An 18,802-nucleotide genomic window follows, 5' to 3' on the forward strand; every position below is an offset into this window, starting at 1 on the left:
AATCTATAAAAATAAAGAATAATGAAAAACAATATATTAGCTTTTGCACTCCTCCTTTTTATTTCTGTTGGAGCCAGTGCACAAATAGATCGCAGCACACAACCAGAACCCGGGCCCGCCCCTAAGGTTAATGTGGAAAAACCTAAAACCTTCACCCTGGACAACGGCTTGAAAGTAATGGTTGTAGAAAATCATAAGCTTCCAAGAGTTTCCATGGCCCTAAGGCTGGACAATCCTCCTTTTACCGAAGGGGATAAAGCAGGTGTTTCCGGACTGGCCGGAGATTTGCTGGGAACAGGAACTCAAAATATTTCCAAAGATAAGTTTAATGAAGAAGTAGATTTTCTTGGCGCCAGGCTTAATTTTTATGCCAGCGGCGCCAATGCCAACGCGCTTTCAAAATATTTCCCAAGAATCCTGGAGCTTATGGCAGACGGGGCTTTGAATCCAAAATTCACTCAGGAAGAATTTGAAAAAGCCAAGGACAGGCTAATTGAGAGTTTAAAGGCAAACCAAAAAGATGTAAGCTTTAACGCCTCAAGGGTAAGAGCTGCGCTTGCTTACGGCAAAGATCATCCTTACGGGGAATTTGCCACTCAAAAAACCGTGGAAGGAATTACTCTGGCCGACACTAAAGAGTTTTACAACAATTACTTTGTTCCGCAAAATGCTTACCTGGTGATTGTGGGGGATGTAGATTACAACAACGTAAAAAAGCTGGTAAAGAAAAACTTCAGTAGCTGGAAAAAAAGCAACCTTCCTCAAAACAATATTCCTGCAGTATCTAACGTAGATAATACTCAAATTGATTTTGTGGATATGCCCAACGCGGTACAAAGCGAAATTGCCGTGGTAAACACCATAGACCTAAAAATGAAGGACGAGGATTATTTCCCTGTACTTTTGGCCAATAAAATTCTTGGAGGTGGCGGGGAAGCACGCCTGTTTTTAAACCTGCGCGAAGATAAGGGCTATACTTACGGCGCCTATTCCAGGACGGGAAATGACAAATATGGAGCCGCTACTTTTGTTGCCAGTGCCAGTGTAAGAAATGCCGTAACAGATAGCGCTGTTGTTGCATTCCTTGATGAAATCTACAGGATGAGAAATGAGCCTGTTAGCAAAACTGAACTGGAAAATGCCAAGGCCAAATATACCGGGGACTTTGTATTGTCTCTTGAGCAGCCTTCTACCCTGGCAAGCCTTGCCTTAGATGTGGAGACAGAAGATCTTCCGGAAGATTTTTATGAAAATTACCTGGAAAGGATAAATGATGTTACAGTGGAAGATGTACAGCGAGTTGCCAAAAAATATTTTATGGCAGATAATGCACGGATTGTGGTAGTTGGAAAAGGAAGCGATGTTTTGGAAAATCTTGAAAAAGTCGCTTATAACGGAAAAGAAATCCCGGTGAAGTATTATGATAAATATGCTGAACCAGCAGATAAGCCAGATTATAATAAAAACATGGATCCTTCCATGACTGCTGAAAAGGTATATGAAAAATATATTGATGCCATTGGGGGCCGCGATGCTGTAGATGATGTGGAAAGTGTTGTAATGTTAGCTGAAGCAGAAGTACAGGGGATGAAGCTGAACCTTGAAATGAAGAGGACCAAAGAAGGAAAACTTGCCCAGGAAATTTCTATGGGAGGAAATACCATGAATAAGCAGGTATTTAATGGTGAAACAGGCTTTGTTCTGGCCCAGGGGCAAAAAATCCCTTATTCTGATGAACAGATAGCAGCTGCCAAGGCCGATGCTTCTCCCTTCCCGGAGCTTGATGCCACTGGGGCAGAGTTAAAAGGAATGGAACAGGTAGATGGAAAAGACGCTTATGCGGTGGCTGCCAGTGAAAACCAGGTTGATTATTATGATGCCGAAACCGGACTTAAAGTACAATCTGTAAAAACGGTAAGCCAGGGAGGCCAAACCATGACTATTCCTACCGGCTACAGCAACTATAAGGAAGTAAGCGGGGTAAAATTCCCTTACACCATCACCCAGTCTGCAGGGCCACAAACCTTTAAATTTAACGTTACCAATATTATGGTAAACGAAGGAGTAGATGCTTCAGATTTCCAGGAGTAGAAATTTTTTATTAATGTTAGAAAAGCCGGTTTTCAATAAAGATGCCGGCTTTTTTTTATACCGCCTGTTTCTTCTTTTTCGTATAAAGATTCCTTGAGCGGTTCACAATAAACACTCCTAAAAATATTACTGCTGCAGAAACCAGTTGCCAGAGACTAAAAATCTCGCCATCGAGGATGCCCCATCCCAGAGCTACCACAGGAATGGTGTAAGTAACTGAAGTGGTAAAAACAGGATCTGAAATTTGCACCAGCCTGTTAAAGATAATCATGGCTACCCCGGTGCCAATTATTCCCAATATCGCTACAAAACCTATTGAAGATATTACTTCAGGGCGTGTGAATTCTGAAGAGAAAAACCCGGAGAACCAGAGCATGCCGAGAGCAGGAAAGAGCAAAATGAAAAAATTCCCTGCGGCTATTCCTAATGCAGAGATATCACCCATATAAGTTTTCAGGATGTTTACATTAATGGCATAAAAGCCTGCCGCCAAAACCACCAATCCGGAATAAAAATAATTCTGATCGGGATTTACGCTTGCGCCGCTAAGGATTAATCCCGCTGTTCCCAAAAGGCCAATTACCACCCCAGTTAATTTATTTTGGGTGAAAACAGCTTTAAAGAATAACCCGCCAAAAACAAGGGTAAGCAAAGGCGTGGTGGCATTCAGGATAGAAGCCACGGCGCTGTCTATTTCAGTTTCAGCAAAAGAAAAGAGGTAAACGGGAAAGAAGGAACCCAGAAAGCCTGATATAATGATCCACTTCCATTGCCGCTTGGTCAACTTCAGTATAGCCCTAAAACCAACGAGCATAAGGAACAGCGCGGCAAAAATAATTCTGAAAGAACCCACCTGCAGTGCCGATAAGCCTACAAGACCTTTTTTTATAAGAATAAAAGAACTTCCCCATACCAGGGAAAGCAAGATCAGGTAAATCCATTTTAAGTTTTTCGCAGGCATTGCAAATATTTAGAGCGCAAAAATCGCAATTCCTGCAAAGCTTTAAAGAATTAATTGGAATTTATATCTCCAGAACGATTTTTCTTCCGCAGAAATATTTATGGCTTATTCCCATTTTAGGCTTTCCATGAGATGGCGCATATCCTTTTTTAAATAGTCCGCCGCGGGAATTATAGAGTCATAATTTGGCAGACTATTGAAATAAACCGAACCGGTAAGAAAATGCTCCGTACTATCGGTGAGATAGAACTGCGCCTGGGAAGCGGCATCTCCAGAGATTTCATAGAACATCCCGTAGGTGTTGCGCACATCATTGGTATAAATATCCCCCTCAATCGCATCGGCCTTAATGGTGTGCTGCAATGGCAATTTTTGGGCGTCCCGCAGCAAAGAATCCAGATTATTATGCACCTGCTGATAGGTTAAATAAATAGACCCGTTCAATAAATCGTAATCCAGGTTTATCCAGCAGGGCGTTTTGGTTAAAGAAGGGGAAATAGTGGCGAGCTCATTTTTATCAAAAGAATAAGGGCAGCCAATATCTACACGGGAATAATCTGCTTCAGGATATTTTAAAGCCAGAAAAGCTTTAGGTTTTGGCTGGGGATTATCTGCACAGGCAAAAAATAAAAAGGAAAGGACAAAAAATACAATTTTCAGCTTCATACCGGCGCGATGCTCAATTTAATTTGTTTAATACGGCGATCATCAATCACCTCCACTTTAAAACTATAGTTTAGAAAATTGATGATGTCATTTCTTTTCGGAAATCCGCCTGAAATCTCCAGCAGGAATCCTGCCAGGGTTTCGGCTTCTCCTTTTTGCTCTTCAAAAGAAGAAGGATCTTCCAGTTTTATGATTTTATAGAAATCTTTCAGCGGAGTTTTGCCTTCAAAAATAAAGTTGTTTTCATCCAGTTTTGAGAAAATAAGGTCTTCATCATCAAACTCATCACTAATATCCCCTACTATTTCTTCAATGATATCCTCGAGTGAAATAAGCCCGCTGGTCCCTCCGTATTCATCTACCACAATGGCCAGGTGATTTCTTTTGCTCTGGAAATCGTTAAGCAAATCGTCCAGTTTTTTATTTTCTGGAACAAAATACGGCTCGCGTAAAAGGCTGGTCCACTCAAATGTTTTTTCTTCCAGGTAAGGCAGCAAATCTTTTACATACAGGATGCCCGAAACATTGTCTATGTTCTCTTTATAAACAGGAATTCTTGAATATCCGTTTTCTATGATGGCAGGAATAATTTCCTGATAGGCATCGGCTTCATTGAGGGCAAAAATATCCATTCTAGGGCGCATTACCTGCTTGGTATCGGTATTGCCAAAGGAGACAATGCCCTGGAGGATCTTCTGTTCTTCTTTAGAAGTATCTTCTTCGCTGGTTAGTTCCAGTGCCTGGGACAAATGATCTATACTAATATAGGATTTCTTTTTTCCAAATTTCTCCTGAATGTACAGCGTGGCTTCACGCATGGGAGTGCTTAAGGGCGATAAAACAGTATCCAGCACGTTTAGTGGATAAGCCATAAAATTAGAAAACCGGACGTTGTTCCTGCTTGCATAAACTTTAGGAAGAATTTCACCAAATAGCAGGATAAGAAAAGTAGCCACCCCAACTTCCAGTACGAAGCGAAAATCGATGCCCCAAATTACGGTATCCATCCCACCAAAAAGCGCATCGGCCAGGGAATCGAAAAGCAGGACAATGGCAATATTGATGAAGTTATTGGCCACAAGTATCGTGGCCAGCAGCTTTTTGGGTTTGTCCAAAAGCCTGATGACTATTTCCTGGGTTTTTGTTCTTTTCCCGTCCTCGGTTATAAAATTTGCAGGGGTAAGAGAAAAGAAAGCAACCTCAGCTCCCGAGATGAGTGCAGAGCAAAACAGGAGGAGCAACAAGATAATAAGACTTATTACCTGGGTGAAATTGAAAGCGGCCCAAAATAAAAACAAACTGGGAGGTTCCGGATCCAAAGGCGAAAATTTTAGTTAAACTCTAGAATGGCAAATCGTCTTCTTCTTCGTTTTGTCCAATCGGTTGATTTTGATTTGCAAAGGTATCATTTTTTGACTGGCTTCCCGCACCATAAGCCTGTGTATTCTGAGAAGAAGAATCAGAACCACTTTCTCCTTTAGGGGTAAGAAAAGTAAATTCGGTACATTGCACTTCAGTCGAGTACCTTTCATTTCCCTGGTCGTCCTGCCATTTGCGGGTTTTAATGCGGCCTTCAATGTAAACTTTATCCCCTTTTTTGAGGTACTTCTCACAAACTTCAGCAGCTTTATTTCTCACTACTATATTGTGCCATTCGGTATTATTTACCCTTTCCCCGGTGGTACGGTTGGTATAGCTCTCATTGGTAGCCAGTGGAAAACGGCCAATTACGCCGCCACCTTCAAAATAATGCAGTTTTACATCATCTCCCGTGTGCCCAATGAGCATTACTTTGTTAAGTGTTCCTGTCATCTTTCTATGTGTTTTCTTTGCCTGTTTTACTGAATTTATTTCGCAAAGCTAAAAATTATTCACTTCAGGAAAATTACATTCTTGTAAAACCTAAACATTATCATGTAAAATACTGAAAATTTAGTCGCCTTAATAATCTTATCAACATAAATTTCAATAGTAATAGCTAATAATCTGAAGGTTCGTATTCATTTAAAAAATTCTGGATAAGCACCGGCACGGGATAATCTTCAATTTTTTCCATGGGAACCGCTTCCTGCGGCAGTTCCTGCGTTTCTACCAACCAAAAGCGGGCGTAGATGTGTTGATGGGATAATTTATGCACTACAGGTTTTTCATTATAGAGCTGAACTTTACTGTTCTTTCCCACAATTTCATCTACTTCCTTTGAGGATAAAAATTCTGCTGCAGATAATTGCTTTTGAGTTTCAATAAGCGGAAATTCATACAAGCCATTCCATATTCCGCTGCCCGTTCGCTGGTTGAGCAGCGTTGAGTTATCTTCAGCCTGAAAAACAAGATAGTTGAAAAAGCGCTTCTTTATTTTCCCCTTTTTCAGCTTAACCGGCAATTCTGAAACCTTTTTTTGCTGAAGTGCAAGGCATCCATCATTCAATGGGCAACTTTCACATAGCGGATTTTTTGGTTTACATTGGAGGGCACCAAATTCCATTAACGCCTGATTATAGGTAGAAGGATCCTGATGATCTAACAATTTTGCAGCCAGATTTTTAAATTCTTTAATTCCCTCAGGAGTATTAATGGGAGTATCTATATCAAAATAACGCGACAGTACTCTGTAAACATTTCCATCTACAACCGCTACCGGTTCATTAAAACAAATAGAAGAAATTGCACTGGCCGTGTAATCGCCAATTCCCTTAAGCTTTAATAAAGCTTTATAATTTTCAGGAAAAACACCCTTTAACTCTCCTGCCACGTACCTTGCCGTTTCATGCAGGTTCCGGGCGCGGGAATAGTATCCTAATCCCTGCCATAGCTTAAGAACCTGCTGCTGCGAAGCTTCCGCAAGATGAAAAACAGTGGGAAATGTTTCAACAAAACGGTAATAATAAGGCATGCCCTGTGCTACCCGGGTTTGCTGCAACATGATCTCGCTTAGCCATATTTTATAAGGATCACTGGTTTGCCTCCAGGGCAATTCTCTCCTGTTATTAATATACCAGTTCACCAGCTTTTTCGAGAAATTCATAGGCTTAATTATGGAATTGCAATTATAAATGTTTATTCCTTTATTATTTAATGAATTAGGCTTGAAATATTGAAGATATAATTCTTATATTTGCACCCTTGAAAATTTAAACCCCATTTATAATTAAATAGATCGAAAATGACGAAAGCAGATATCGTAGCAAACATTTCAGAAAAACTAGGAATGGAAAAAGGTGATGTTCAGGCTACTATTGAATCCTTTATGGAAGAAGTTAAAACTTCATTGGAAAGTGGAGACAATGTATATTTGAGAGGTTTTGGAAGCTTTGTAGTAAAAACCAGGGCTGAGAAAACCGGAAGAAATATTTCCAAAAACACTACTATTAAGATCCCGGCTCATAATATTCCTGCCTTTAAGCCTGCAAAAATCTTTGTAGAAGGGGTTAAGAGTAATGTTGAAGTAAAAGAATAACAGCGCTGTTTTTAAACAGTTCCTTATAAGAAAAAGTACTAATTAAAAAAACAACACTATGCCAAGTGGTAAAAAAAGAAAAAGACATAAGGTAGCCACGCACAAGCGTAAAAAAAGAAGAAGAGCTAACCGTCACAAGAAAAAGTAGTCTCGCACTACTTTTTTTAGTTAAAAACGTTCATTGAAATCGAAACTTAAACCTTTTAAAGGTTAGAGTTTCTTCAGGATTGAAAACCCTGTGAGAAAATAATGTTTAATCCATCTGTGTCTGCCATAGGCAGATATAGATTAAAATCTAAAAGAGTGGACAAAGAATTAATTATTAGGTCCGAATCCTCTGCTGTAGATTTTGCCTTAACAAAAGATGGAAAACTTATTGAGCTCAACAAGGAAGAAGATGACAACAAATTTAATGTTGGCGATATATTTATCGCTAAAATTAGAAAGTCTGTCCCCGGGTTAAATGCCGCATTTGTAAATGTAGGTTATGAAAAAGATGGTTTTTTACATTATCATGACCTGGGTCCTCAAATTTCTTCTTTGCTGAAGTTCATAAAACGTGTAAGCACAGGTAAATTAAAAGATTATTCTCTAAAGAATTTTACTTTTGAAAAAGATATAGACAAAAACGGCAGTATTGCCGATGTTTTAAAATCTAATCAATCGATACTGGTTCAGGTTGTAAAAGAACCAATCTCTACAAAAGGACCCCGGATAAGCTCTGAGCTGTCCCTCCCCGGCCGGTACATTGTACTGGTCCCATTTTCCAACCGCATTTCGGTCTCTCAGAAGATTGAGAGCAAGGAAGAAAAGGAACGTCTTAAGAGATTAGTAAAAAGCATAAAACCCAAAGGTTTTGGGATTATTGTAAGAACCGTAGCCGAAGGCAAAAAAGTAGCAGAACTGGACAGAGACCTCCAAAATTTAATGGGTCGCTGGACGGCAATGTGTAAAAAATTGTATAAGCCCCATCACCCTTCCAAGGTATTGGGTGAGCTTAACAGGGCATCTTCCCTGTTAAGAGATATTTTTAACGACACCTTTACTTCTATAGTGGTAGATGAAGAGGCATTATACACACAAATTAAAGACTATGTGGGCGAGATCGCCCCAGAAAAAGAATCAATAGTAAAATTGTACCAATCCAATGTACCAATCTTTGAAAAATACGGTATCGAAAGACAAATAAAAACTTCTTTTGGGCGCACCGTCTCCATGAGTAAAGGCGCCTATCTGGTAATAGAACATACCGAAGCCATGCATGTTATAGACGTAAACAGTGGCAACCGGTCCAACAAATCCAAAAACCAGGAAGATACCGCACTCGAGGTGAATATGATTAGTGCCACTGAAATAGCCCGCCAGTTAAGACTTCGCGATATGGGTGGCATTATTGTTATTGACTTTATCGATATGGGTAAAGCCGAGAACAGAAAAAAACTCTTTGACCACCTGCGAAAAGAAATGAGTGATGACAGGGCAAAACATAAAATATTGCCACCAAGTAAATTTGGATTGATACAAATTACAAGACAGCGCGTAAGGCCTGAAATGAATATTAAAACCCGTGAGATTAACCCGAACGGAAGCGGTGAAATTGAGGCACCAATTATTTTAATAAACAAGATCAAGGCCGACTTTGAGAAGTTACTTAAGAAAAATCATAAAAAAATTACTCTTAGTGCGCACCCCTTTATTGCAGCCTTTTTAACTAAAGGTTTTCCATCTCCCCGATCGCAATGGTTTATGGACCATAAACGTTGGGTGAAAATATTACCTAGAGACGCTTACACGTATTTAGAATACCACTTTCACGATAAAGACGGGAAAGTAATTATATAAAATTGAAAAACGCCTTTCGTTAATTCGGGAGGCGTTTTTTTGTTTTATATCATTTGCCACACCAGTTTATTTCCTTCTGAAATTTTTTGCTGAAAGACATAAAGGTAAAAAACACAATTCTTTTACCTTTAAACTTTCAAACTTTGCAACCTTAAAACTTTGAACAACAACACCCATAAATCCTACACCGTAAAGGAAGCTACCATGAAGCTGATGCAGTTTTGCGCCTACCGCGACCGTTCCCATAAAGAAGTGGAAGAAAAGCTAAAAGAAATGAATATGATTCCCGCGGCGCAGGAGCAGATTATCTTTAAGCTAATGCAGGAGGACTTTTTAAATGAAGAACGCTTTGCCAGGGCTTATGTGCGCGGGAAATTCAGAATAAAAAAATGGGGCAGGATTAAAATTAAGCAGGAACTTAAGCTAAGGGAAATTTCTTCCCCTATAATAAAAATCGCCCTCACCGAAATTGATGAGGACGAATATTATCAAACTCTGCAGGAAATCGCAGAGAAAAAATTAAACCTTATTCATGAAGCTGATGTTTACAAAAAGAAGAAAAAATTAGCAGATTATCTTCTCCGCCGGGGCTATGAAGCTCAGCTGGTATACGAGGTCTCCAACAGTTTTTTTTAAAAGGCTACTAGACGGGCTTTACTCCTATTTGTTTCAGAATTCCCAACTCATCACTGCTGCCCCATCTTTCCACCATTTTTCCATCCTCAAAACGGCTAATTTGCATTCCCCTGGCCTTTATAGGTTTTCCTGTTGCGGCCACTCCCATGAAATCGCCTTTATGTGTTCCCGTAAGTGTATAAGCAAAAGCCACATTATCTTCATCGGCCACCAGTTGTTCCACTTCTACTTTCATATCTGGAAAAGCATTTCTCATCATGCTAAAAAAATCTATGTACCCCTGTGGTCCCGGACCCTGGTTAGGAGCCGGATCATGTTCTTTTACATCATCAGCCACTAAATCCCTTATTTTTTCAAGATTTCCGGTATTTATGGCCTCACCAAATTTTTGTTGAACTTCTTTATTCTTCTCTTTGCTCATAACTTTTATTTTTTAAGTTTATCTATTCCTTAAGTTCTTAAAAGATTAAGCGCAAAAAAAATTCTTTTGGAAGAATTGGCAATGATTAACAATGCTTAACAGGCGTTTAGGAGGTAAATAGCATATAACCCTGCATGAAATCCTATTTAGCCTTCTATGTTATTTTTACGGTGAGTTCTTTTTACCGCCTGCTCATTTTTATAATCTATCCATTTTTGCCCCCTCCATTTTCTCATATAATTGTCAAAATTCCTCATAAAAATAAGATTATAGACAGCTTTGGAAAAATTAGTCACCGTTCTGGGGGTGGCGCGTAGACTCATGGAGAAACCGGCTGTTAGGTAAGTCATTTGATGCCAGTAACCTTCAGGCATATATAGTGTTTCTCCATGATTTAATTCGGTTACGTAACCCTGTGCCTTTTTAAGGGCCGGGAATTTATCAAGATCTGGGTTTGTATAATCTATATCTTCTCTTGAAATTAAAGCGTGAGGCACCTTGTAGAGGTACCGGCTTTCTGAAGGTGGATATAAAATGCACTGTTTTTTTCCGTGGAAATGAAAATGAAGGATATTGGCAAAATCAATATCATAGTGCATAAAAACCTTTGAATTTTCGCCTCCAAAAAAAAGGGTGGGCAACTGCTTTAAAAACCGCAGCCCTAGATCTGGAAAATCAAAATCCTGCTGAAGTTTTGGCACCTCTTTAAGCATATGGTATAAAAAAATACGATAATTGGTGGGACGGGTTATTAAAAGCGCTATATACTCAGACATCTTCATCTTAGTATGGGGCTCGTTAAATTTAAATTTTGAAGAAATGGGGCGGTCATCATATAAAGGTACCACCTTTTCTCCTGCAACTTCTTCAATGTAATCGAGGTTCCACCTCTTATATGCCGGCCAGTCTTCTATAAGATGTTCTATAACCACAGGCTTTTGCGGCCTCACGTATTTTTCCAAAAAATCTGATTTGGAAATTCGTTCCTCCCTGGGTATTTGCTTTAATTTAAGACCTTCATCCTTCATCCTCATTCAGTTTCTCCACTTCTTTATGTTATACAGCTTGCTCAATTATAAATTTGATCCCCTTGCACGCCCCGGATTTTTTGCTTTTCCAGAAAAGCTAATGCCTATTTTTGCCCATCTTAAGCGGGATATGGTATACATCCTGCAACAAAAAATTACGCTTTACTTTTTAGTTTTTGCTGGGCCTGAAGGTTTCTATCGATTACGTGCCCCGGCCTGGACCATTTTGGTTTTTCACCCATTGGGCGAAATTGGGAATTTTCTGCATCTATACTTTGTGGCTGCTCCTTTTTCTCAAAAGCTTTCTGCGGATTTAAACCAAGCGCCCTGAACATTTCCATATCCTCGTTTACATCGGGATTTGGCGTGGTTAATAGTTTATCCCCGGCAAAAATTGAATTTGCCCCGGCAAAAAAGCACATGGCCTGCCCTTCCCTGCTCATTTGAGTCCTACCGGCAGATAGCCTTACCTGCGTTTCTGGCATCACAATCCTTGCCGTAGCCACCATCCTTACCATTTCCCAGATAGAAACAGGCTCCTGCTCCTCCATTGGTGTTCCTTCTACCGGCACCAGCGCATTTATTGGCACAGATTCCGGCTGCGGATTGAGTGTTGAGAGGGCCACCAGCATGCCCGCACGGTCGTTGGCACTTTCCCCCATTCCTATAATCCCTCCGCTACAAACGGTAACATTGGTTTTACGCACATTATCTATGGTTTTTAACCTGTCTTCGTAACCCCTGGTGGAAATCACTTCCTTATAATATTCTTCTGATGTGTCCAGGTTATGATTATAAGCGTATAAACCGGCTTCAGCTAATCGCTGGGCCTGGTTTTCTGTAAGCATTCCCAGGGTACAACAAACTTCCATCTCCAGTTTGTTTATGGTACGTACCATTTCAAGAACATTGTCAAACTCTTCCCCGTCTTTAACATTTCTCCAGGCGGCTCCCATACAAACACGGGAACTGCCCGCCGCTTTTGCTCTTAAGGCCTGTGCTTTTACCTGGTTTACACTCATAAGGTCATTCCCTTCAAGATTGGTGTGATACCTGGCGGCCTGTGGGCAGTAGCCGCAATCTTCGGGACAACCTCCCGTTTTAATTGATAAAAGTGTGGAAACCTGTACGGTATTTGGATCGTGATGCTGCCTGTGAATGGTGGCTGCTTCATAAAGCAGTTCCATTAAAGGTTTGTTATAAATATCTAGAATTTCTTCCTTGGTCCAGTTGTGTTTTGTAGCCATGAAATTTAATTTGTATTCAAAAATAACTAAAACTGAAGTTTAATAAGCCTTCCCCGGCAAAGATTTTAAGCTTTACTAAGTAAAACAGAAACAGCATTGCCTCCAAATCCCACCGCATTTACCAGAATATGTTCCAGTTTTTGCGGATTTTTACTGAAATTTGAAAAAGGCACAGGAATAAACTGCTGGTTCTGAAGCATTAAAACAGCAAGCTCCATACTCAAGACTCCAGAAGCGCCAAAGGTATGGCCAAGCTTCCATTTATTCGAAGTAATCGCGGGAATTTTATCACCAAATACTGCCTTTACAGCATTAACTTCAGCTAAATCTCCCTTTATAGTTCCCGGAGCATGAGTAACCACAACATCAATTTGTTCCGGATCTCTATTTTCAAGGGCCATTTTCATTGACTTCTGAAGACATTCCCCTTCCACAGAAATAGATACGCTATGCTTCAGCTTTTCAGTCGCGTAACCTATTCCTGCAATTTTAGCAATAGCATTTTCAGCTCCCCCGGATTCCATACATATAATGCCGGCTCCTTCCCCAAGAACCATGGAATTTCTGGATTTCTCCATATTAAGGGCCTGGCAGGGATAATCCAGATCTTCTGAAGCATAAATCTTCATGGCCTGCATTTGTGAGATCGTGAAAGGAGTAAGAGGGGCTTCGCTACCGCCCACCAAAAATTTTTCCGTAAACCCGGCATGCATCCACGCAATCCCGTTTAATACAGCGTGGAGCCCGGTAGAACAGGTGACACTGTGGGAAAATTGCGGGCCGCTAGCCTCCAGGTCCTGCCCCACCCAGGAAGAAATATTTCCTAAAGTGGTGGTTGGGGAAGCAAGGGTTTCAGCTTTGCCATTTTCAAGAAAAGATGCATGGTATTTTTCAAACAACCCGGTGGCACCACGGGAACTGCCAATATTAATCCCTATATTTTTATCGTTTTGCCAGCCGGCTTTCTTCACCGCCTGCCTTGCAGCGAAAATTGCGAATAATACCGAGTCATCCACATACCTAAAATTAGCATTTTCAGTCCTTAACCTCTCAACTTCATCTTTTGATTTCTGCGGAAGGAAACCCGCGTAGGCTTCATTTCTTTCAAAATTTCCTTTTTTTAGGCAGTGTTCAGGGCGTAGGTAATTTTGCCATATTTCTTCTGAAGTTTCCCCCAATGCAGAAACCGAACCGATGGAAGTAATGGAAACAGGATTTTTCAAAGCGGTAATTTTTCAGCAAAAATAAGCCCTGCTGAAGCTTCTGCTAAATTTTAGCCAATAAATTTTAATAAGAAATAATTACAGGCGGCTAATCTTCATTATAGTAACAATGTAGAATAGATTTCATTTCTTTCCGGCCTTCCAGTACCATTTCTATCTCCTGCTGCACTTCCGCAGAAATCAAAGATTGCAGAGGCTGGCTTACGTTCTTAATATGCTCAAAAGCTTCCTGCAGCTGCTCATCCCACTGCGGATGAAATTTTTCCAGGTCGTTGGGATAAACCACTTTTCTTTCGGTATGCTCATCCTTAGCCTCAAAAGCTTCGGTTACATTTAAATATCCGTAATCATCGGTAAGCTCTTCTCCTTCCTGTATATCGCGCACGGCAATTTCAAAATCATAAGCCGTGGAAAGGCAGTTGGAGCGAAAACTGTGATTGACATATTTTGAAGTATCCCAACACAGGACAAAATTTCCCTTATTGTTCCTAAAGGTGTATTTGTCTATCATCTGTTTGGCAAATTCACTCATTTTCTCCACCTCTGCCGGGGTATAAATCTGGTCCAGCTCATCCTGTACCCAGGTAATGGTGCCTTTTGGAAGGCGTTTTAAAGCCACTACTCCATAACCAATTTCTTCACTTATAAAACGGATTTCCGTGTCCGGGTGCATCATAATTTCAGGATTTTTCTTTTAAAAGTCGCAAATAAATAAATGCGAACGCAAAGAATTTTCAATCCCGAACGTTAAATTTTCAGCTAAAACTTTTCAAGTGCAGCTTCTATACTGCTATATATTTTCTCCAGCTCTTTATCTGTAGTTATAAAAGGCGGCAGGATGTAGATGGTATTTCCCAGCGGGCGAAGAAAAATTCCACTATCCATAAAATGCTTAAACAGCTTATTTCTTATGTTGCCGTAACGTTCCATTTCAACATTAAGATCAAAAGCATAGATTACTCCCAGCTGTCTCGTATTGGTGACCTTTGGATGATTTTTTATCTTATCGTGAAAATCCCGGTGAGAGTTGGTAATTCTCTTTATATCTGCCTGTATTTCTTCGGAAAGCAATAAGTGCACTCCAGCCAAAGCCGCTGCACATGCCAAAGGGTTGGCCGAATAAGTGTGCCCATGAAAAAGGCCTTTCCCAATATCGTCTGAATAAAAAGCATCGTAAATTTTTTGAGTACAGGAAGTTAAGCCCATTGGCAGCAAACCGGCAGTAAGGGCTTTGGACATGCAAATAATATCAGGCTTGGTTTCCAGGTAATCTGAAGCGAAATATTTACCGGTTTTGCCAAAGCCGGTCATTACCTCATCTGCCACGCAAATAATTTCATTTTCCTTACAGATTTCGAGAATACGCTCCAGGCCTTCGGCATCATGCATTTTCATGGCCGCCGCTCCCTGCACCAAAGGTTCGTAGATAAAACCGGCAATTTTGTAATCTGATATCAGCTTTTTTAATTTCCGGATAACTTCCGCGTTATTTTCTCCCGTAGGCACGGGAATACGCACCACGGCAATAAAATGATCTTCGAACGCGCCATTATACACCGAAAGGCCCGAGACAGACATGGCGCCAAATGTGTCGCCGTGGAAGCCTTCTTCAAAAGCCAGCATCACCTTGCGATCATTTCCCAGGTTGTGGTGGTATTGCAAGGCCATTTTTATCCCAATTTCGGTTGCCGTGGAACCGTTATCATTAAAAAACAACTTCTGCTGGTTCTTAGGCAAAATCTGCATTAAAGCTTCTGAAAGTTCCACCGCAGGCCCATGGGTAAATCCGCTAAACACCACCTGGTCCAGCGTTTTCATTTGTTCCGCAACCTTTGTGGTGATATATTCATTACAATGCCCGTAAATACAGGTGTACCAGGAGGCAATCCCGTCTATATATTCCCTGCCGTCCTCACCATACAAAACCGCTCCTTTGGCTTTAGTAATCGCCAGCATCTCCGGAGAAATTTTGTGCTGGGTAAGCGGGTGCCAAAGGTGTTTTTTATCCCTTTCTGAAAGGGTTTGCTGCTGGGTACTTTGTTTAAAATCTGACATTTATTTTCTTTTACCTGTTAGGCCACACATCATATAGAAAGCTTTGAGGCCTTTTTTAATTAAGAATAAGCCTTCTAGGAAATTTGAAGTTTGCTCCTGAAAATTTCAGCATATTCTGAAACCACGTTCTTATCAAAATAAGGTTCCTGCTCAATTCTTCCCAAAATTGGCTCTTTACCCATTTTCTTTATAATTTCTTCAGAAGAAGGATGTTCTTCCCCGCTAAAAATTATCCCAAAGCATTCCAATCCCCGGCTCTTCAGGGTTTCCAGGCTCAAAAGTGTATGATTAATGCTCCCAAGATAATGCCGGGAAACCAGGATTACTTTATATTCGGGTTTGATTAAATCTAAAATGGTTTCTTCATCATTAATGGGCACCAGCAGCCCTCCCGCGCCTTCAACCACCAGGTGGTTTTCCGTCTCAGGTTCCTTAATTTTTGCTACGGAAACTTCAACATTATCAATTTTGGCCGCGGCATGCGGGCTCATGGGCGTATGAAGCGCAAAAGCATTAGGATGAAAAACGGTTTTTTTATTGCTGATAAGCTTTTCGATTTTATGAGTATCGGAATTTGCCAAATCTCCCGCCTGTATTGGCTTCCAGTAATCGGCTTCCAGGGCTTCGGTCACAATGGCTGAAATTGTGGTTTTCCCTACCTCAGTTCCTATTCCGGTAATAAAATATTTATTTTTCATGTTTAAATAGTATTCGATAAAATTTCCAGGACCTTTTCTATTTCTTCTTCTGAATTAAATGAATGCAGGCAAATACGCAGCCGTTCCTTTCCTTCAGGCACCGTTGGGAACATTATTGGTTTTATGAAAAATCCTTCCTGCTGAAGTTTTTCTGAAGCTGCTTTCACTTCAGCATTGCCCGGGATAACACAAGACTGGATTGCGGAGTCACTTGCTATAAATGATGTTTCCAAATTGTGCTTTTTTACCTGTTCTTTAAAAAATTTAATATTCCCTTTTAATTGCTTCAGTTGAAGCTTGGCTTCGTCCAGATATTGATAAGCAGCCAGAATAGTGGCAACCGTATGTGGCGGCAGGGCAGTGGTAAAAATAAAGCTGCGGGCAAAATTTACGAGATAGTCCTTTAACTTCCTGCTGCCTAAAATTGCTGCACCGTGGCAGCCCATGGCCTTTCCAAAAGTATGTATTCTTGCAAAAATTTGTTCTTCCAGTGCCATCTGCTGCAACAGTCCTTCTCCATTTTCACCAAAAACACCGGTAGAATGTGCTTCATCCACGATAAGGAAAAGATTATTTTCCGAAGAAAATTCAGCCAGGGCGGCAAGATTGGGTGCATCGCCATCCATAGAAAAAATGGATTCCGTAACTATATAAATTTCACCATTATCGGGCTTTACCTTTTTCAGCCTGGCTTTTAAACTTTCCAGGTCATTATGCCTAAAATTGAAAGACCGGGCGTTGCTCATTTTTATCCCGTCCCTTATGGATGCATGTACCAGCTCATCATAAAATATCACATCCCCTCGTTGCGGCACTGCCGAAAAAAAGCCAATATTGGCATCATAACCGGAGTTGAAAATCAGTGCGGCTTCAGCATGATGAAATTTTTTCAAAAAATCTTCAGCTAGCTCATACAGCAGATGATTTCCGGAAAGCAGCCGGGAACCGGTGGCCCCGTTTTGAACAAGGTTATTTTGTTTTAAAATTTCTGCCGCCTTCCTAAAAATTTCTTCAGAATAAGAAAATCCCAGATAGTCATTGGAAGAAAAATCTATAAGATCCTGCTTTTTTATAAGGGCTCTAAAAGACGAATGCTCTTTTCTGCTCTCAAGCCTATGTGCTAATTTTGAAGGAAACCGGGACATACCGCAAAATTACAACTTTTGAATATGCTGAAGATATGGATTGGCAGGAATTTAAAGAAGGTGTTGGCTTTTGAGAAGCGCCGGACAAAAGTGACATGAAACGGGCCTGAAGGGAGTTTTAAAAATTGGGAATAGCCTGAAAATAATAAGACTCTCCGGAAAAAGAAAAGATATACTACTTGTCCTCCATTTTGGTATGATCAATATTATCTTCAGGAGTATCATCGATCTCGCTTTTTAATACATGTGAATTTTTTTGATATTTCCCCCTAAGATCATCCATTACCGAGTTTTTCCACAGTTTTATTCCTATAAAATATGAGGCCCTGCCAATTAAGTGTGCACTAACAGGCGCGGTTAGAAAAATGAAGATCACAATCACCTGTGACCTGGAAGTGGTAGAGAGGTCGTTAAAATGAAGGGCTACGGCTATTAAAAGCAGTCCCACCCCAAGCGTGGCTGCTTTGGTGGTTACAGAAATACGCAGGTAAGTATCTGGCATTCTTACCAGCCCCACGGCGGCAAGCAACACGAACAGTGCTCCAAAAGTTACAATTATGGCAATTATAGTAGAACTCATTTTCTATTTCTTTTTTCTAAATAATAAGATAAGGCCACTGTGCTTAAAAAGGCAATTAATGCCAGGATCATGGCTACATCTAAAAGTGCTGATTTCCCAGAGAGGATGCTGTAAACACTTATGATCCCTATACCGGTGGTAATTAAAAGATCCAGCGCAATAACCTTGTCTGCAATATTGGGCCCTTTTAAAAAGCGATAAACAATGAGAATTATCGCCACCATTAAAACAGGTAAAATGATGTAATATAAATATTCGTTTAGCGTCATCTTAAAATTTCCAAAATCCGTTTTTCAAAACCATTTTTTATGCTGTCAATAAACTCCTGCCGGTCATTTATATACATGGCATGCACGTAAAGTACCTTCCTGTCATTCGAAACATCAAGGCTTAGCGTCCCCGGTGTTAGAGAGATTAAGTTTGCCAGCAAAGTTATCCCAATATTGGATTTTACGTCCAGCGGAATTTTAACAATCCCTGGTTTCATTCTATAATGAGGGGTAATTACCTCGTATGCCACCTGCAGGTTTGCCTTTATTAATTCATAAAAGAAGTATAAAATAAAAACAATAATCCGTGGAACAATGGTAAAATATTTCGCGGTACCTGAGCCTCTCGTAATTACCCTAAGTATAATAAAACTAAGCACAAAGCCAAACAGGTAATTGGCGAAATTAAAATTTCCCGTTAACGCCACCCAAACCAGGGTGAGCAGTAAATTTGATACAAACCTGTTCTTCATTCTTCAATTA

At 40.4% G+C, this 18,802-nt stretch carries 20 protein-coding genes; 4 read left to right on the forward strand and 16 right to left on the reverse strand.

Going from position 1 to position 18,802, the window contains the following annotated elements; genetic code table 11:
• Positions 1 to 21: 21 nt before the first annotated feature.
• Positions 22 to 2,091, forward strand: coding sequence for a M16 family metallopeptidase (locus AB8M93_RS13390; RefSeq protein WP_373058502.1), 2,070 nt, complete (start codon positions 22 to 24; stop codon positions 2,089 to 2,091).
• Positions 2,092 to 2,146: 55 nt separating this feature from the next.
• Here AB8M93_RS13390 and AB8M93_RS13395 read toward each other — a convergent pair whose 3' ends face one another.
• From AB8M93_RS13395 to mutY, 5 genes are all read right to left on the reverse strand, one after another.
• Positions 2,147 to 3,052 (reverse strand): DMT family transporter, encoded by a 906-nt coding sequence (locus tag AB8M93_RS13395; RefSeq protein WP_373058504.1) that lies wholly within the window; start codon positions 3,050 to 3,052, stop codon positions 2,147 to 2,149.
• A gap of 105 nt (positions 3,053 to 3,157) precedes the next feature.
• Positions 3,158 to 3,718, reverse strand: a complete 561-nt coding sequence (gldD, locus tag AB8M93_RS13400; RefSeq protein ID WP_373058506.1) for a gliding motility lipoprotein GldD — start codon at positions 3,716 to 3,718, stop codon at positions 3,158 to 3,160.
• Complete coding sequence (locus AB8M93_RS13405; RefSeq protein ID WP_373058508.1) at positions 3,715 to 5,037, reverse strand: gliding motility-associated protein GldE; 1,323 nt, start codon at positions 5,035 to 5,037, stop codon at positions 3,715 to 3,717. Before AB8M93_RS13405 ends, gldD begins: the two co-directional genes overlap by 4 nt.
• Before the next feature lie 22 nt (positions 5,038 to 5,059).
• Entirely contained in the window at positions 5,060 to 5,530 is a 471-nt protein-coding gene (locus AB8M93_RS13410) for a single-stranded DNA-binding protein (RefSeq protein ID WP_373058510.1), read from the reverse strand.
• Positions 5,531 to 5,696: 166 nt separating this feature from the next.
• Positions 5,697 to 6,743 (reverse strand): A/G-specific adenine glycosylase, encoded by a 1,047-nt coding sequence (mutY, locus tag AB8M93_RS13415; protein ID WP_373058512.1) that lies wholly within the window; start codon positions 6,741 to 6,743, stop codon positions 5,697 to 5,699.
• A 138-nt stretch (positions 6,744 to 6,881) separates the two neighbouring features.
• Between mutY and AB8M93_RS13420 the strand changes: the two genes are divergently transcribed.
• The 3 genes from AB8M93_RS13420 (at position 6,882) to AB8M93_RS13430 (ending at position 9,653) form a co-directional block, all read left to right on the forward strand.
• Entirely contained in the window at positions 6,882 to 7,175 is a 294-nt protein-coding gene (locus AB8M93_RS13420) for an HU family DNA-binding protein (protein ID WP_311483323.1), read from the forward strand.
• 303 nt (positions 7,176 to 7,478) lie between these two features.
• Positions 7,479 to 9,017: an Rne/Rng family ribonuclease gene (locus tag AB8M93_RS13425; protein ID WP_373058514.1), complete on the forward strand. Its 1,539-nt coding sequence runs from the start codon at positions 7,479 to 7,481 to the stop codon at positions 9,015 to 9,017.
• A gap of 159 nt (positions 9,018 to 9,176) precedes the next feature.
• Positions 9,177 to 9,653: a regulatory protein RecX gene (locus AB8M93_RS13430; protein ID WP_373058516.1), complete on the forward strand. Its 477-nt coding sequence runs from the start codon at positions 9,177 to 9,179 to the stop codon at positions 9,651 to 9,653.
• Positions 9,654 to 9,660: 7 nt separating this feature from the next.
• Here the strand turns inward: AB8M93_RS13430 and AB8M93_RS13435 are convergent, their stop codons facing one another.
• The 11 genes from AB8M93_RS13435 to AB8M93_RS13485 all read right to left on the reverse strand — a co-directional run bounded on the left by AB8M93_RS13435 (position 9,661) and on the right by AB8M93_RS13485 (position 18,792).
• Complete coding sequence (locus AB8M93_RS13435; RefSeq protein ID WP_373058518.1) at positions 9,661 to 10,074, reverse strand: ester cyclase; 414 nt, start codon at positions 10,072 to 10,074, stop codon at positions 9,661 to 9,663.
• A gap of 146 nt (positions 10,075 to 10,220) precedes the next feature.
• Positions 10,221 to 11,102, reverse strand: a complete 882-nt coding sequence (locus tag AB8M93_RS13440) for a cupin-like domain-containing protein (RefSeq protein WP_373058636.1) — start codon at positions 11,100 to 11,102, stop codon at positions 10,221 to 10,223.
• A 155-nt stretch (positions 11,103 to 11,257) separates the two neighbouring features.
• Entirely contained in the window at positions 11,258 to 12,349 is a 1,092-nt protein-coding gene (gene bioB, locus AB8M93_RS13445) for a biotin synthase BioB (RefSeq protein WP_373058520.1), read from the reverse strand.
• Between the two features lie 65 nt (positions 12,350 to 12,414).
• On the reverse strand, positions 12,415 to 13,572 hold the full coding sequence (locus tag AB8M93_RS13450) for a beta-ketoacyl synthase N-terminal-like domain-containing protein (protein ID WP_373058522.1): 1,158 nt from the start codon (positions 13,570 to 13,572) through the stop codon (positions 12,415 to 12,417).
• Positions 13,573 to 13,660: 88 nt separating this feature from the next.
• Positions 13,661 to 14,248 carry an SET domain-containing protein gene (locus tag AB8M93_RS13455; RefSeq protein WP_373058524.1) on the reverse strand — a complete coding sequence of 196 codons (588 nt, stop codon included), beginning with the start codon at positions 14,246 to 14,248 and terminating at the stop codon, positions 13,661 to 13,663.
• Between the two features lie 83 nt (positions 14,249 to 14,331).
• Entirely contained in the window at positions 14,332 to 15,627 is a 1,296-nt protein-coding gene (gene bioA / locus AB8M93_RS13460; RefSeq protein WP_373058526.1) for an adenosylmethionine--8-amino-7-oxononanoate transaminase, read from the reverse strand.
• Between the two features lie 74 nt (positions 15,628 to 15,701).
• Entirely contained in the window at positions 15,702 to 16,325 is a 624-nt protein-coding gene (gene bioD, locus AB8M93_RS13465) for a dethiobiotin synthase (protein ID WP_373058528.1), read from the reverse strand.
• Between the two features lie 2 nt (positions 16,326 to 16,327).
• Positions 16,328 to 17,470 carry an aminotransferase class I/II-fold pyridoxal phosphate-dependent enzyme gene (locus AB8M93_RS13470; RefSeq protein WP_373058530.1) on the reverse strand — a complete coding sequence of 381 codons (1,143 nt, stop codon included), beginning with the start codon at positions 17,468 to 17,470 and terminating at the stop codon, positions 16,328 to 16,330.
• A 175-nt stretch (positions 17,471 to 17,645) separates the two neighbouring features.
• Positions 17,646 to 18,050: a monovalent cation/H(+) antiporter subunit G gene (gene mnhG, locus AB8M93_RS13475; RefSeq protein WP_373058532.1), complete on the reverse strand. Its 405-nt coding sequence runs from the start codon at positions 18,048 to 18,050 to the stop codon at positions 17,646 to 17,648.
• Positions 18,047 to 18,319, reverse strand: a complete 273-nt coding sequence (locus AB8M93_RS13480; RefSeq protein WP_311534749.1) for a cation:proton antiporter — start codon at positions 18,317 to 18,319, stop codon at positions 18,047 to 18,049. The genes mnhG and AB8M93_RS13480 overlap by 4 nt, the downstream gene beginning before the upstream one ends.
• Entirely contained in the window at positions 18,316 to 18,792 is a 477-nt protein-coding gene (locus tag AB8M93_RS13485) for a Na+/H+ antiporter subunit E (RefSeq protein WP_373058534.1), read from the reverse strand. Before AB8M93_RS13485 ends, AB8M93_RS13480 begins: the two co-directional genes overlap by 4 nt.
• Between the last annotated feature and the right edge of the window lie 10 nt (positions 18,793 to 18,802).

The sequence above is a fragment of the Autumnicola aciditolerans genome, assembly GCF_041679265.1.
GTDB lineage: Bacteria > Bacteroidota > Bacteroidia > Flavobacteriales > Flavobacteriaceae > Autumnicola.

Coding starts and splice junctions, on each gene's coding strand:
- AB8M93_RS13420 (WP_311483323.1), top strand. CDS start 6,882: ATGACGAAAGCAGATATCGTAGCAAACATTTCAGAAAAACTAGGAATG.
- AB8M93_RS13390 (WP_373058502.1), top strand. CDS start 22: ATGAAAAACAATATATTAGCTTTTGCACTCCTCCTTTTTATTTCTGTT.
- AB8M93_RS13440 (WP_373058636.1), bottom strand. CDS start 11,102: ATGAAGGATGAAGGTCTTAAATTAAAGCAAATACCCAGGGAGGAACGA.
- gldD (WP_373058506.1), bottom strand. CDS start 3,718: ATGAAGCTGAAAATTGTATTTTTTGTCCTTTCCTTTTTATTTTTTGCC.
- AB8M93_RS13480 (WP_311534749.1), bottom strand. CDS start 18,319: ATGACGCTAAACGAATATTTATATTACATCATTTTACCTGTTTTAATG.
- mnhG (WP_373058532.1), bottom strand. CDS start 18,050: ATGAGTTCTACTATAATTGCCATAATTGTAACTTTTGGAGCACTGTTC.
- AB8M93_RS13435 (WP_373058518.1), bottom strand. CDS start 10,074: ATGAGCAAAGAGAAGAATAAAGAAGTTCAACAAAAATTTGGTGAGGCC.
- AB8M93_RS13485 (WP_373058534.1), bottom strand. CDS start 18,792: ATGAAGAACAGGTTTGTATCAAATTTACTGCTCACCCTGGTTTGGGTG.
- AB8M93_RS13410 (WP_373058510.1), bottom strand. CDS start 5,530: ATGACAGGAACACTTAACAAAGTAATGCTCATTGGGCACACGGGAGAT.
- AB8M93_RS13395 (WP_373058504.1), bottom strand. CDS start 3,052: ATGCCTGCGAAAAACTTAAAATGGATTTACCTGATCTTGCTTTCCCTG.
- AB8M93_RS13455 (WP_373058524.1), bottom strand. CDS start 14,248: ATGATGCACCCGGACACGGAAATCCGTTTTATAAGTGAAGAAATTGGT.
- bioD (WP_373058528.1), bottom strand. CDS start 16,325: ATGAAAAATAAATATTTTATTACCGGAATAGGAACTGAGGTAGGGAAA.
- mutY (WP_373058512.1), bottom strand. CDS start 6,743: ATGAATTTCTCGAAAAAGCTGGTGAACTGGTATATTAATAACAGGAGA.
- bioA (WP_373058526.1), bottom strand. CDS start 15,627: ATGTCAGATTTTAAACAAAGTACCCAGCAGCAAACCCTTTCAGAAAGG.
- bioB (WP_373058520.1), bottom strand. CDS start 12,349: ATGGCTACAAAACACAACTGGACCAAGGAAGAAATTCTAGATATTTAT.
- AB8M93_RS13470 (WP_373058530.1), bottom strand. CDS start 17,470: ATGTCCCGGTTTCCTTCAAAATTAGCACATAGGCTTGAGAGCAGAAAA.